This is a genomic window from Streptomyces sp. NPDC014891 (assembly GCF_043081085.1).
In the GTDB taxonomy this organism is placed as follows: Bacteria; Actinomycetota; Actinomycetes; order Streptomycetales; family Streptomycetaceae; genus Streptomyces.
In genome coordinates, this window is the sequence record NZ_JBIBWF010000010.1 from 346,643 (window position 1) to 359,816 (window position 13,174).

General features: G+C 72.6%; 11 protein-coding genes. 4 read left to right on the forward strand and 7 right to left on the reverse strand.

The annotated features are described in order from the left end of the window. Nucleotides 1–31 precede the first annotated feature (31 nt). From ACF09E_RS28175 to ACF09E_RS28185, 3 genes are all read right to left on the reverse strand, one after another. A complete protein-coding gene (locus tag ACF09E_RS28175) occupies nucleotides 32–1,993 on the reverse strand; it encodes a SpoIIE family protein phosphatase (protein ID WP_392208068.1) in 1,962 nt (653 codons plus the stop codon). Nucleotides 1,994–2,304: 311 nt separating this feature from the next. Beyond that, a complete protein-coding gene (locus tag ACF09E_RS28180) occupies nucleotides 2,305–2,970 on the reverse strand; it encodes a DUF402 domain-containing protein (protein WP_392208070.1) in 666 nt (221 codons plus the stop codon). 101 nt (nucleotides 2,971–3,071) lie between these two features. Next, nucleotides 3,072–4,481: a class II fumarate hydratase gene (locus ACF09E_RS28185; RefSeq protein ID WP_392208072.1), complete on the reverse strand. Its 1,410-nt coding sequence runs from the start codon at nucleotides 4,479–4,481 to the stop codon at nucleotides 3,072–3,074. Nucleotides 4,482–4,587: 106 nt separating this feature from the next. Here ACF09E_RS28185 and ACF09E_RS28190 point away from each other — a divergent pair, with 106 nt between their 5' ends. Continuing rightward, the gene (locus ACF09E_RS28190) at nucleotides 4,588–6,123 is read left to right on the forward strand and encodes a ricin-type beta-trefoil lectin domain protein (protein ID WP_392208074.1); all 1,536 of its coding nucleotides are present in this window, start codon (nucleotides 4,588–4,590) and stop codon (nucleotides 6,121–6,123) included. Between the two features lie 117 nt (nucleotides 6,124–6,240). Here the strand turns inward: ACF09E_RS28190 and ACF09E_RS28195 are convergent, their stop codons facing one another. The 3 genes from ACF09E_RS28195 to ACF09E_RS28205 all read right to left on the reverse strand — a co-directional run bounded on the left by ACF09E_RS28195 (nucleotide 6,241) and on the right by ACF09E_RS28205 (nucleotide 9,466). Next, entirely contained in the window at nucleotides 6,241–6,873 is a 633-nt protein-coding gene (locus ACF09E_RS28195; protein ID WP_392208076.1) for a lipoprotein, read from the reverse strand. Between the two features lie 89 nt (nucleotides 6,874–6,962). Further along, nucleotides 6,963–7,604: an HAD family acid phosphatase gene (locus ACF09E_RS28200; RefSeq protein ID WP_392208078.1), complete on the reverse strand. Its 642-nt coding sequence runs from the start codon at nucleotides 7,602–7,604 to the stop codon at nucleotides 6,963–6,965. A 191-nt stretch (nucleotides 7,605–7,795) separates the two neighbouring features. Continuing rightward, entirely contained in the window at nucleotides 7,796–9,466 is a 1,671-nt protein-coding gene (locus ACF09E_RS28205) for a fumarate hydratase (protein WP_361863197.1), read from the reverse strand. Nucleotides 9,467–9,799: 333 nt separating this feature from the next. On the opposite strand from ACF09E_RS28205, the gene ACF09E_RS28210 reads away from it, so the two are divergent. Further along, nucleotides 9,800–10,519: a DUF1707 domain-containing protein gene (locus ACF09E_RS28210; RefSeq protein WP_392208080.1), complete on the forward strand. Its 720-nt coding sequence runs from the start codon at nucleotides 9,800–9,802 to the stop codon at nucleotides 10,517–10,519. A gap of 301 nt (nucleotides 10,520–10,820) precedes the next feature. Beyond that, entirely contained in the window at nucleotides 10,821–11,192 is a 372-nt protein-coding gene (locus tag ACF09E_RS28215) for a WhiB family transcriptional regulator (RefSeq protein ID WP_073909733.1), read from the forward strand. Between the two features lie 198 nt (nucleotides 11,193–11,390). Here ACF09E_RS28215 and glpX read toward each other — a convergent pair whose 3' ends face one another. Further along, the gene (gene glpX, locus ACF09E_RS28220) at nucleotides 11,391–12,425 is read right to left on the reverse strand and encodes a class II fructose-bisphosphatase (RefSeq protein WP_392208082.1); all 1,035 of its coding nucleotides are present in this window, start codon (nucleotides 12,423–12,425) and stop codon (nucleotides 11,391–11,393) included. A 117-nt stretch (nucleotides 12,426–12,542) separates the two neighbouring features. On the opposite strand from glpX, the gene ACF09E_RS28225 reads away from it, so the two are divergent. Continuing rightward, nucleotides 12,543–13,076, forward strand: a complete 534-nt coding sequence (locus ACF09E_RS28225; RefSeq protein ID WP_392208084.1) for a DUF4245 domain-containing protein — start codon at nucleotides 12,543–12,545, stop codon at nucleotides 13,074–13,076. Nucleotides 13,077–13,174 lie beyond the last annotated feature (98 nt).

A 13,174-nucleotide genomic window follows, 5' to 3' on the forward strand; every position in this document is an offset into this window, starting at 1 on the left:
GGCCCGGCGGGCTGCCTACCGCCCGGCGCCGCTACGAGTGGCTCGGCGTGGCCAGCTCGAACCAGACCACCTTGCCGCCCGAGAGCCGGGTCGCCCCCCACCGCCGCGCCAGCCGGTTCACCAGGAACAGGCCGCGCCCGCCCTCGTCGGTCTCCCGCGCCCGCCGCTGCCGCGGCAGCTGCGGCGAGTCGTCGCCGACCTCGCAGCGCAGCACGTCCGTCCGCAGCAGCCGCAGCGTCACCGGCCGCTCCGCGTACCGCACGGCGTTGGTCACGACCTCGCTGATCAGCAGCTCGACCGAGTCCGTCAGCTCCTCCAGGCCCCAGCGCGCGAGCGCCCGCCGGGCGAGCCTCCGGGCCCGCCCCGGAGCCGCGTCCTCCGGGTCGAGGAACCAGTACGCCACGTCGCTCGGCGCGATCCCGTCGAACCGCGCCGCCAGCAGCGCGATGTCGTCGTCCCGGTCGCCGGGCCCCAGCATGTCCAGGACGTCGTCGCAGAGCGCCTCCAGCGGCGGCGAGTGGTCCGGCCCGGTCAGCTGCGCGGTCGCCGCGAGGCGCTCCCGCAGCTGCTCGATCCCGGTCCACACGTCCCGCAGCCGGGACTCCACCAGACCGTCCGTGTACAGCAGCAGCGTGGCACCGGCCGGGGCGTCCAGCTCGACCGCCTCGAAGTCCACCCCGCCCACCCCGATCGGGGCGCCCGGAGGCACCCGCAGGACCTCGGCGCGGCCGCCCAGGTGCAGCAGTATCGGCGGCGGATGGCCGGCGTTCGCCACGGTGATCCGGTGCGAGACCGGGTCGTACACCGCGTACATGCAGGTCGCCATCCGGTTCTCGCCGAGCCGCTGCGCCTGCTCGTCCAGATGGTGCAGGACCTCCTGCGGCGGCAGGTCGAGCCCTGCCAGGGTCTGCGCGGTCGTGCGCAGCTGCCCCATGATCGCCGCCGAGGTCATCGAGTGGCCCATGACGTCGCCGACGACCAGCGCCACCCGGCTGCCCGGCAGCGGGATCGCGTCGTACCAGTCGCCGCCCACCCGGGCCGTCTCGGCCGCCGGCAGGTAGCGCGAGGCGAGCTTGACGCCGGTCGGCTGCGGCAGCGAGTCCGGCAGCATCGTCCGCTGGAGCTCGTCCGCGATGTACGCCTCACGCCCGTACAGGACGGCCTTGTCGATGCCGAGCGCCGTGTGCGTGGCCAACTGCGCCGCGACGAGAAGGTCGTTCGGCTCGAAACCGGCCCGCTCCGGCCGCCGCAGGAACACGGCGGCGCCGATCACCCGGCGCCGGCCGCGCAGCGGCGCGAGGACCGCCCGCAGCCCGCCGGGCAACGGATGCTCCGGGCCGAGCAGTTCGGTCAGCGCCGTCTTGGCGGCCGCGGAGTCGCCGAACACCGGCCGCACCCCGCGCAGCACCTCGGCCAGCGCCCCACCGGACCGCACCTCGCAGAGTTCGGCCGCGGGGGTCGGGTCCGGATCGGGCACGAGCACGAGCTCCTCGCCCTCCAGATCGCTTAACCGCAGCCGGTCCGTACGGCGCAGCCGCAGCACGAACGGCGCCACCGGACGCTCGTCGCCCACCGGCAGCGGGTCGCGGAGGTACACCAGGATCTCGTCCGAGAAGGTCGGCACGGTCGCCCGGCACAGGCCGAGCACGATCTCGTCCAGGTCGATGCCGCGCGCGATCCGCCGTGTCGCCGCCCCGACGAACCGGAGCTTCTCGCCCTCGCGCCGCGCGACGGTGTCCCCGCCGCGGCCGCCGCCCGGAAGCTGCGCCGACACGGCGAGGGCCATCGTGCCAGGACCGCCCGGCGGGGCGGTCGGCGGCGGCACGGGCGCGTCCGCGCCGGGGCCCGCCGCGGCCGGGACCGCCGGCCCGCCGGGCTGGGCGGGCACGTCGGAGGGCAGGCCGGCCGCTGCCTCCTGGCGAGGGCGCGCGCGTTCCTGCGACCGGGCAGCCAGGGGCTGCCGGCCTTCGTGGGAGGTGGGATGCTCCGTCACGCGTGGGGTTCCGTCCGTCCGGGCCGGTGGTGCGATGCACTCGCTCTTCTCGCCGATGCCGCGCCTTCGGCGGGGCTAAACCCCTTGTGCGCGGCGGATCTGCGGGCTCCGCGAGCGGCGGCACCAGCGGGGGTCGGAACACCCGGGCAGACGTCCGGCACTGCTCTCCCCCTCGTGGATGACTTCTGGTCAGGTCCTGCGCTGCGTTCGGTCGTTGATGTGCCGCTCGGGCGGTCTGACGTGCCGTCCGGTCCGCCTCTGCCGTGCGGAGGACGATCCTACGTTTGAACCCCGGGGGCGCATCAAGGGTCTCACGGTGCCGTGTGCGCCGGAGTGCGGTCCCAGTCGGCCGGCAGCTCCGGAACCCGCCATCCCGGATCCGGCCGCCAGTCCTCCCAGCCGTCCGAGAACGGCGCCCCCCACGCCCTGATGCGGTCCACCGCCCGGCGCCCGGCGCCGCGCACCCGGGCGGCCTGCTCCGGGCCCATCAGCCCGGAGCGCTGCGCCTGCGCGAACTCGTCCTCGTCCCGCCACAGCCAGCTGCGGTCCGGGTAGACGGAGATGTCGAGGAAGTGGTCCTCGGAGTCGATGCCGCCGGACCACCGGACCCGGGGCTCCTCCAGGTTCACGTACCAGCTGCGGAAGCGCCAGCCGCGCTCCCAGAACAGCCACACCGACCAGGCCTCGCCGGGTCTCGCCAGCTTCAGGACGCCGCTGCCGGACCACCGCGCGCGCTCCGTGGTGCGCGGCGCGGTGTAGCGGGTGGCGAGCGGCTCCTCGTGGACGGCCGTGCCGTCGGCGAGCACCGGGCGGACGCACTCCGTGCCGGGGGCCATCCAGACCGCGAGGAGGTCAGGGGTGTCCTGGACGACCGTCACCGGCCGGCAGATGTGCACCTCTCCGGTGCCGTTGCCGCGGTAGCGCCAGAGGATGTGCTCCCCCGGCGCCCAATGCTGGGAGCCGACCGATCCTGTCATGCGCAGATCTTAGGGGCGCGCTCCCACGGCCGCAGCGGCCTGGATCACGGATGAGTCACCCGGGTACGCGGGACACGCGCGCGCGTGCCCCGCGCGGGACCTCACGGGCGGGTCATCCGCAGCACGTCCAGGGCCTCGTCCAGCTGCGCCACGGTCAGGTCGCCGCGCTCCACGTACCCGGAGTCCAGCACCACCTCGCGGATGGTCCTGCGCTCGGCCAGCGACCTCTTCGCGACCTTGGCGGCCTCCTCGTACCCGATGTACTTGTTCAGCGGGGTGACCACGGACGGCGACGACTCGGCGTACTCGCGGGCCCGCTCGGCGTTGGCCGTGATCCCGTCGACCGTGCGGTCGGCGAGCAGCCGGGAGGCGTTGGCGAGGAGCCGGACGGACTCCAGGAGGTTCTTGGCCATCACCGGGAGCATCACGTTGAGCTCGAAGTTCCCGGCCGCGCCCGCGACCGCGACCGTGGTGTCGTTTCCGGTCACCTGCGCGGCGACCATGAGGACCGCCTCGGGGATCACCGGGTTGACCTTGCCCGGCATGATCGACGAGCCGGGCTGGAGGTCGGGGAGGTTGATCTCGGCGAGGCCCGTGCGGGGGCCGCTGGCCATCCAGCGCAGATCGTTGGAGATCTTGGTGAGGGAGACCGCGATCGTCCGGAGCTGCCCGGACGTCTCCACCAGGGCGTCCCGGGCGCCCTGCGCCTCGAAGTGGTCGCGGGCCTCGGTCAGCGGCAGTCCGGTGGTGCGGGCGACCTCCGCGATGACGGCCGCGGAGAAGCCGGCCGGGGTGTTGATGCCGGTGCCCACCGCTGTACCGCCCAGCGGGAGTTCGGCGAGCCGGGGGAGCGCCGACCGCAGCCGCTCGACGCCGTACGCGACCTGGGCGGCGTAGCCGCCGAACTCCTGGCCGAGGGTGACCGGCGTGGCGTCCATGAGGTGGGTGCGGCCGGACTTCACCACCGACGCGAATTCGGCCGATTTTCGCTCAAGGGAGGCGGCCAGGTGCTCCAGGGCGGGGATCAGGTCGCGGGTGACGGCTCCGGTGGCCGCGATGTGGATCGAGGACGGGAAGACATCGTTGGAGGACTGCGAGGCGTTCACGTGGTCGTTGGGGTGCACCTCGCGGCCCTCGGGGAGCCGCTCGGTGGCGAGGGTGGCGATCACCTCGTTGGTGTTCATGTTGGACGAGGTGCCGGAGCCGGTCTGGAAGACGTCCACCGGGAAGTGCTCGTCCCAGCGCCCCTCCGCGACCTCGGCGGCAGCCGAGGCGATCGCCTCGGCGCGGTCCCCGTCGATCACGCCGAGCTCGGCGTTGACCCGGGCGGCGGCGGCCTTGATCAGGGCGAGGGCCTCGATGTGGGCGCGCTCCAGGCGCTGCCCGGAGACCGGGAAGTTCTCCACGGCCCGCTGGGTCTGGGCCCGCCACTTGGCGTGCGCGGGCACCCGCACCTCGCCCATCGAGTCGTGTTCGATCCGGTGGCCGCCGGCCTGGTCTGTGTCGTTCATGTTCCTCAACCTCCTATAAAAGATGAGCACTTGTCTTGTTCGATGTATTCCCATCGGGCGTACCGGCCAGTAAAAACCGTGGGTAACCCCACTTCCAGGAGGCGCAATGACGCGCACCAGGTACAGACTCCGGTGGCCCATGGCCGTCGTCGCCGCGGCCGCCGCCGCGCTCGGCACGATGACCGCCGCCGCACCCGCCGGAGCGGCCGGCCCGGCCGCCGGCACCGCGGCGGTGACCGCCGCCGTCCCGCTCCCGCCCGCCCTCGAAGCCGTCCGCGCCGCCGAGGCCGTCAAGATCTACGGCAGCCCCGAGGAGCGCCCGCCCGCCCAGCGGAAGACCGGCCTGATCTCGCTCGGCGACAGCGAGATCTCCGGCGAGGGCGTCGGCACCTACGAGTCCCCGACCAACGGTCCCACCAACTGGTGCCACCGCTCGCCCGAGGCCGCCATCCACCGCACCGGAATCCCCGCGGACCTCACGTTCAACGTGTCCTGCTCCGGCGCGTACACCGGAAACATCCGGATCGGCGGCTCGAAGCAGTACGCCGACGAGCTCGTCCAGAGCGACAACCTGGCCGTCAAGGCGCGCAACACCCGGATCAAGATGATCACACTCGTCGCCGGCGCCAACGACGACCTGCAGTTCGGGCCGGTCATGACCGACTGCGTCACGCGCTACCTGCTGCTCCAGGGCGCCTGCGAGCCCAAGTACGCGGGCGGCTGGCAGGCCCGCGTCGACGCGCTCGTCCCCAAGGTCGAGCAGACCGTCCGCGACCTCAGGACCGTGATGCGCGACGCCGGGTACGCCGACGGCGACTACAAGCTCGTCCTCATGGGCTACCCCAGCCCCATCGGCCCCGACTTCCGCGACAACCCGAACTTCCCCGGGAAGCTGATCTGCGGCGGACTCGGCTACGACTCCGACACCGTCTGGGGCCGCAACACCGCCGTCCCCGCCTTCGAGCGCGGGATGCGCGCGGCCGCCGCCTCCACCGGCGCCGTCTACCTCGACAACTCGCGGCTCTTCCACGGCCACGAGGTCTGCATGGAGGACGCCTGGGCCCGCGGCCTCTACATCGACCTCTCCAAGCCCGGGACCCCGGACGAGAACTCCGTACGGCAGTCCTTCCACCCCAACGCGCGCGGCCACGCCGCCTTCGCCTCCTGCCTCACCCAGATCTACGCCTCCGGCCTGCGTGAGGGAAGCTGCGCGGACGTGAACTCCTCGGGCACCCCGACGCTCTTCCCGCTCGCCTGGGACGACGCCTACAAGCCGCTGAGGAACGGGGCGACGGGCAACTGCCTCGACGTCGACGCGGCCACCTCGTCCAACGGCACCGCCGTCCTCGGCTGGGACTGCCACGGCGGCCGCAACCAGGGCTGGTGGTACGACTCCACCCGCCGCACCGTCCACACCGAGCTGACCCAGGACCGCTGCCTCGACGTCCCCGGGTCCGGCTACCAGGCGGGCAGGGCGCTGGCCCTGTGGAACTGCCACGGCGGCGCCAACCAGCGGTTCGTGCGCGACGGCGCCACGATCCGCCCGGCCGAGGCGACCGGCCTCTGCCTCACCCAGAGCGCGGCGAAGCAGCCGATCAGGCTCCAGAACTGCGACGGCTCGGCGAACCAGAAGTTCGCGTAGCCGGCGCACCGCCCGCGAGGACCGCGGCCCCCGTCCGCCGACCCGGACGGGGGCCGCGGCGCAGGTACGCGACGACCTGCCGACCGGCGCGTCCGCCCCGGCCCGACGGGTGCGGGATCAGAGGGGCTTGAGCGTGGTCATGGCCAGTTCGTAGGCGGGGAGCATCGCCCGGTGCTCCTCGGTGTCGAGCCCGCCGAGGTGCACGAACACCGTCCCCCCAGGCGTCGGGACGGCGAAGGCGCGCTCCTCCTTCGACTCCTCCGCCGTCTCGTCACGGACGGTGTACGTCACCTCGGTGACGGGGCCCGCGCCGGACCGGCTCTCCCGGTAGGCGACCGCGGAGGCGCTCCGCTCCGCCGCCACGAATCCTTCGAGGGCGGCCCTGGCCGACCCCTTTCCGGCCGTCCACACCCGCAGGAACCCCACGTGGCCGGCCGGCTTGGCGTCCACCTCGCAGCGCACGGTGGCCGGTCCCTGCCGGGTGAGCGCCGCGAACTCCGAGTCCTCGGGGGCCTCGACCGCCTCCGGCGCCCACTGCGCCGCCACCGCGAAGGAGACGGGCAGGGCGCAGGCGGAGCCGGGACCGCCAACGGTCCGTGTCGGGGCGGCCGCGGGCGCCTTCGTCGCGGGTGCGGCGGTGGGGCGGGGGCCCTGTGCGATCTCGGGCATCGGCTCCGCGTCGGCGCAGCCGGCGAGCAGCAGCGCCGCCGCCAGGGTCGCCGCGGCCGGGGGCCGGACGGGATGTCTCATACACGTCAGGGTAGTTGCGGGCCGGAGGCCGCCCGGACGGCCGCCCCCGCCGGGGGTCCCGTCCGGCGGGGGCGGCGGCGACCGCCGGGTCAGGAGAGCTTGCCGCCGTAGTCCGGGAGCTTGTAGGTGCGCTCGGCGTGGCCGCCGACCAGGTCGGTGGTGTTGTTGCCGATGTTCGCGATGATCGTGTACCCCTTGGCCTCGATCTTGGCACGCTGCGCCGTCTTGTACGCGCCGACCTCGGCGAACAGGTCGGGGATCGAGCGCACGTACAGTCCGTCGACCGGGTAGCCGGCCTGCTTGAGGTTCCAGTCGGTGAGGGAGTGGATGATCCCCGGGCGGGCGGTGACGAAGAAGACGTCGACGCCGCGGTCGTGGGCCTCGCGGACGAGGGTCCGCACCTCGGGGATGGCCGGGGTCGGCAGCTCCCAGAAGGGGTGGAAGTCCGTCTCCAGCGAGCTGTTGTCGATGTCGAGGACGATCGCCTGCCGCTCCTCGCCGACGTCCTCGGACCGCTCCTGGATGTACGGGCGGGCCTGCGCCACCACGGCCGCCACGTCCCGGCGCCAGGTCGTGTAGTCGACGTCCTTGAGCGCCGCGGTCGACGTGCTGTGGCCGTCCGGGTCGGAGGCGGAGGCGGCGGGCGCGGGGCCGACGACGAGGAGGGCGGTCAGGGCGAGCGTGGCGGTGGTTCCGGCGGCGGCGCGCCTGCGGACGGGCGTGAGCGGCATGGGGGGCTCCTTGGTCGACCAGCTCAGGACTTTGGCATGCTCGCGCTCAATACTGGACAGTAGGCAACGAGATGGCTACCGGTCGGTAGCGACTTTCTGAGCGGGCGACGAAGCCCCCCGGTCCGCGAGGACCGGAGGGCGCGTCACATGTCGGCGGGCGGGAGGGGGCCGGAACCCCGCGGACCGGCCGGTCAGCCCAGGCCGGGACCCCGCACCGGGATGTGGGTGAACGTCGGCTCGGGGGCCGGGTTCTGGAAGAAGTCGTTGCCCTTGTCGTCCACCACGATGAACGCCGGGAAGTCCTCGACCTCGATCTTCCAGACGGCCTCCATGCCGAGCTCCTCGTACTCGACGACCTCGACCTTCTTGATGCAGTCCTGCGCGAGCCGGGCCGCCGGGCCGCCGATCGAGCCGAGGTAGAAGCCGCCGTGGCTGCCGCAGGCGTTCGTGACCTGCTGCGAGCGGTTGCCCTTGGCCAGCATCACCTTCGAACCGCCCGCCGCCTGGAACTGCTCCACGTAGGAGTCCATCCGGCCGGCCGTCGTCGGGCCGAAGGAGCCGGAGGCGTAGCCCTCGGGGGTCTTCGCCGGGCCCGCGTAGTAGACCGGGTGGTCCTTCAGGTACTGCGGCATCTCCTCGCCCGCGTCCAGGCGCTCCTTGATCTTGGCGTGCGCGATGTCGCGCGCCACGACCAGCGGGCCGTTGAGCGAGAGGCGGGTCTTCACCGGGTACTTGGTCAGTTCGGCGAGGATGTCGTCCATCGGCTGGTTGAGGTCGATGGTGACGACGTCGCCGGCCTCGTCCAGGTGGGAGTCCTCGGTCTCCGGCAGGAAGCGCGCCGGGTCGGTCTCCAGCTGCTCCAGGAAGACGCCCTCGGCGGTGATCTTCGCGACGGCCTGGCGGTCGGCCGAGCAGGACACGGCGATCGCGACGGGCAGCGAGGCGCCGTGGCGGGGGAGGCGGACGACGCGCACGTCGTGGCAGAAGTACTTGCCGCCGAACTGGGCGCCGATGCCGATCTTCTGGGTGAGCTCGAAGACCTTCTCCTCCAGCTCCTTGTCGCGGAAGCCGTGGCCGGTGACGGCGTCGCCCTCGGCTGGCAGCTCGTCCAGGTAGTGCGCGGAGGCGTACTTCGCGGTCTTCAGGGCGAACTCGGCGGAGGTGCCGCCGACGACGATCGCCAGGTGGTACGGCGGGCAGGCGGCCGTGCCCAGCGAGCGGATCTTCTCCTCCAGGAACTTCATCATGGAGGCCTCGTTGAGGACCGCCTTCGTCTCCTGGTAGAGGAAGGACTTGTTGGCGGAGCCGCCGCCCTTGGCCATGAAGAGGAACTTGTACGCGCCGCCGTCGGTCGCGTACAGCTCGATCTGCGCGGGCAGGTTCGAGCCGGTGTTCTTCTCCTCCCACATGGTGACCGGGGCCATCTGCGAGTACCGCAGGTTGAGCTTGGTGTACGCGTCGTAGATGCCCTTGGACAGGGCCTCCTCGTCGCGGCCGGAGGTCAGCACGTTCTGGCCGCGCTTGCCCATGACGATCGCGGTGCCCGTGTCCTGGCACATGGGCAGGACGCCGGCGGCGGCGATGTTCGCGTTCTTGAGGAGGTCGAGCGCGACGAACTTGTCGTTCGACGAGGCCTCGGGGTCGTCGATGATCCGGCGCAGCTGGGCCAGGTGGGCCGGGCGCAGGAAGTGCTGGATGTCGTGGATCGCCTCGGCGGCCAGCGTGCGCAGCGCCTCCGGCTCGACCTTGAGGAACGTACGGCCGTCGGCCTCGAAGGTGGAGACACCTTCGGAGGTCACCAGGCGGTAGGGCGTGGTGTCCTCTCCCAGGGGGAGCAGATCGGAGTACGCAAACTCTGGCATGGGGGCCATTCCTCACTCGGCAAGACGGCGCACCGCCTCCGTTGGCAGTGCGCCCTCCAGCGTAGAACGCGGGCCCCGGCGCGGTCCTGTGAGGTAAGGCTCACTTGGCGCGGGCACCCCGCCGGAGTGGCGCGTCTCCGCGGGGCGGGGGCGGTGCCCGTGCCGCCTCGGGGTGTGGCCCGGCGGTGGCCGGAGGGGCCGGGGGCGGCCCGCCCGGCGTGGCCGGGGTGCGGCGCCAACCGGCCCTTCGCGCTTCCGGGTTCGCGGCCTTCGTCCACCGGTCACGGCCCCGCCCTCTGGTCGCGATCTATCGCGTTTCGCTAGGCTGGCGGCGTGGACCTCGAAAAGAAGCCCGAACCCGAAAAGCAGCCGGAGCCGCATCGGCAGGCCGCACCCGCCGAGCCCGCCCCCGCGGAGACCGCCTTCGCCGACCCGCAGGGCTCGCTGCGAGCCTCGGACGCGGACCGGGACCGGATCGCGGACATCCTCAGGGACGCCCTGGCCGAGGGGCGGATCGACGCCGAGGAGCACTCGGACCGCATCGACTCGGTGTACCGGGCGAAGACCGTCGGGGAGCTGGAGCCGATCGTCCGCGACCTGCCCGGCGCCCGGACCCGGCAGGAGCCGGCCCCGGACTACGGGTACGGCCCGGACGACGTCGACGGCCCCCCGGCGAACCTCGTCGCGATCTTCTCCAGTACCACCCGCAAGGGCCGCTGGCGGGTGAGCCGCCGGACGAACGCGTTCGCGCTCTTCGGGAACATCGAGATCGACCTGACCGAGGCGATCTTCGCGCAGCGGCTGACCACCATCAACGCCACGTCGATCTTCGGGAACGTGGAGGTGCGGGTCCCGGAGAACATCAGCCTGCGGGGCAACGGCAGCGGGATCTTCGGCAACTTCGAGGTCGTGACCCTGGAGGGCGTCGACCCGCAGGCCCCGGTCGTCGTGATCAACGGTTACTCGGTCTTCGGGAACGTCGAGGCGAGGCCCAAGCGCGGAAAGTGGATCACCGACCTCCAGGACAGGATGCGCAAACACCTCGGTCACTGACCCGGACCGGGGCGCCGGAAGAGGCCCGCCGACAGGGGGTGACCGGGCGCCCGAGAAGCCCGCCGACAGGGGGTGACCGGGCGCCCGAGAAGCCCGCGGACGTGGGCTGACCGGACGACGGGAAGGCCCGCCGACGGGGGTGACCGGGCGCCGGAGAGGCCCGTCGGCCCGGGGTGACCGGAATTCGTCCTCGGGTCTCCGGAGAGCGGGAACGACGGGGCACGCAGTGCATAGGCGCGCGCACAGCGGGTAGGGCTCGTGCATCGCCGCTCGCTCGCGAAGCCGTCGTCAGGAGTAGACCGTGCTGCAACTGCCGCATCAGCCCCTCCAGGTCGCCGCCGTGCCCCCCCAGCGCGCCCCTGCACGGGAGGACGAGGCCGGTCCATGGCACGCGGAGGCGGTGTGCCGCCGGGACGAGGCCGGGCTGTTCTTCGCCCCCTCCAAGGAGCCGACCGCCGCGCGGCTCGCCCGGGAAGCGGCGGCCAAGCGGGTCTGCGGCCGCTGTCCCGTGATGGTCGAGTGCCGCGAGCACGCACTGCTCCAGCCCGAGCCGTACGGAGTGTGGGGCGGGCTCACGGCGGCCGAGCGCCGCGTCGCCCTGGCCCGCCGCCGGCGTCGCGAGGTGGAGCTGCGCAAGGCGGCCGCGGCCGACCGCATCGCCCAGGCCGGCTGACGGCCGGGCGCACCCGGGCCGGCCGACGCCGAGCACGACCTCACCGCACGGGCGGGCTGACGGCGAGCAAAGCCTCCGCGCCCGACGGGAGCGCGGGTCCGCCCGCCGGTCCACACCGCCGTCGTTCCGTACGGGAAGGGGCGCCCCCACCGCACATGGGGGCGCCCCTCTTCGTGCCGGCCCCCGGTGGGGCGGCGGTCACTTCGCCCGGTCGAAGTCGATCTTGCTGTAGGCGCGCAGCTTCGAGAGCCGGTGCGTGGAGTCGATCTGGCGAATCGTGCCGGACTTCGAGCGCATGACGAGCGACTGCGTGGTCGCGGTCTCGGCGCGGTAGCGCACCCCGCGGAGCAGCTCGCCGTCGGTGATGCCGGTCGCGACGAAGAAGACGTTGTCGCCGCCGACCAGGTCGTTCGTGGAGAGCACCCGGTCGAGGTCGTGGCCCGCGTCGAGCGCCTTCTGGCGCTCCGCGTCGTCCTTGGGCCACAGCTTGCCCTGGATGACACCGCCGAGGCACTTGATGGCGCAGGCGGAGATGATGCCCTCGGGGGTGCCGCCGATGCCCATGAGCATGTCGACGCCGGTGCCCTCGCGGACGGCCATGATCGAACCGGCGACGTCGCCGTCCGAGATGAACTTGATGCGGGCGCCGGTCTCGCGGATCTCCTTGACGATGCCCTCGTGACGGGGGCGGTCCAGGATCACGACCGTGATGTCCTCGGGCGAGGAGTTCTTCGCCTTGGCGACCCGGCGGATGTTGACCGAGACGGGGGCGTTGATGTCGACGAAGTCGGCGGCCTCGGGGCCGGTGACCAGCTTGTCCATGTAGAAGACCGCGGACGGGTCGAACATGGAGCCGCGGTCGGCGGCGGCCAGGACGGCGATCGCGTTCGGCATGCCCTTGGCGTTCAGCGTGGTGCCGTCGATCGGGTCGACGGCGATGTCGACCTCGGCGCCGGTGCCGTCGCCGACCCGCTCGCCGTTGAAGAGCATGGGCGCCTCGTCCTTCTCGCCCTCGCCGATGACGACGACGCCGTTCATCGAGACGGTGGAGATCAGGGTGCGCATGGCGTTGACCGCCGCGCCGTCCGCGCCGATCTTGTCGCCGCGGCCGACCCAGCGGCCGGCGGCCATGGCGGCGGCCTCGGTGACGCGGACCAGCTCAAGGGCGAGGTTGCGGTCGGGAGCCTCGGGGGAGACCACGAGCTCGGGCGGCAGATTCTGCTGCTCGGTCATCGGAACGCACCTTTCTGTACGGCGACGGCCGGTTAAGGGAGGGTGCTGCGACTCTATCGGTACGTCGACAAAATGAGCAGAGGGGCCCACGTATGAGCACGGACCCTTGATGCGACCATGGTGCGCGTGGCAGGTATGCGAGGCAGACAGACGGTACGCGGGATGATCCAGTCCCTCGGGGTGATCTTGGTCGCCGCGGGAGTGATGTATCTCTTCATTCCGCATGATGAGAGCGCCGAACCGGTCAAGGCGAAGGACTACCGGGTCGAGCTCCTGACGGCTCAGCGGGCGGCACCGTACCCGGTGCTCGCCCCCGAGGGCCTCGGCGAGGGCTGGAAGGCGACGGTCGTCTCGTACAAGCGCGAGAACTCCGACGCCTGGCAGCTCGGTTTCCTCTCGCCGGACACCCAGTACGTGGCGATCCACCAGTCGACGGCGGCGCCTAAGACCTTCGTGCCGGACGTCACCCAGCGGGCCAAGGACACCGGGAAGACGGAGACGGTGGCCGGCCAGGTGTGGCAGCGCTGGGAGGGCCCGAAGTACGACGCGCTCGTCCGCGTCGACGGCGGGGCGACGACGGTGGTGACCGGCACGGCGTCGTTCGAGCGCCTCACGGAGATGGCGGCCTCGCTGCAGTCGAAGAAGGTCTGACCGGCCCGGTCTGTCCGGTCCGTCCGTCCGGTCCGTCCGGGCCGGACGTCTGTATGCCGGTCCGGAGCCGGGGCCGGACGCGCCGGTCCGGACGTGAC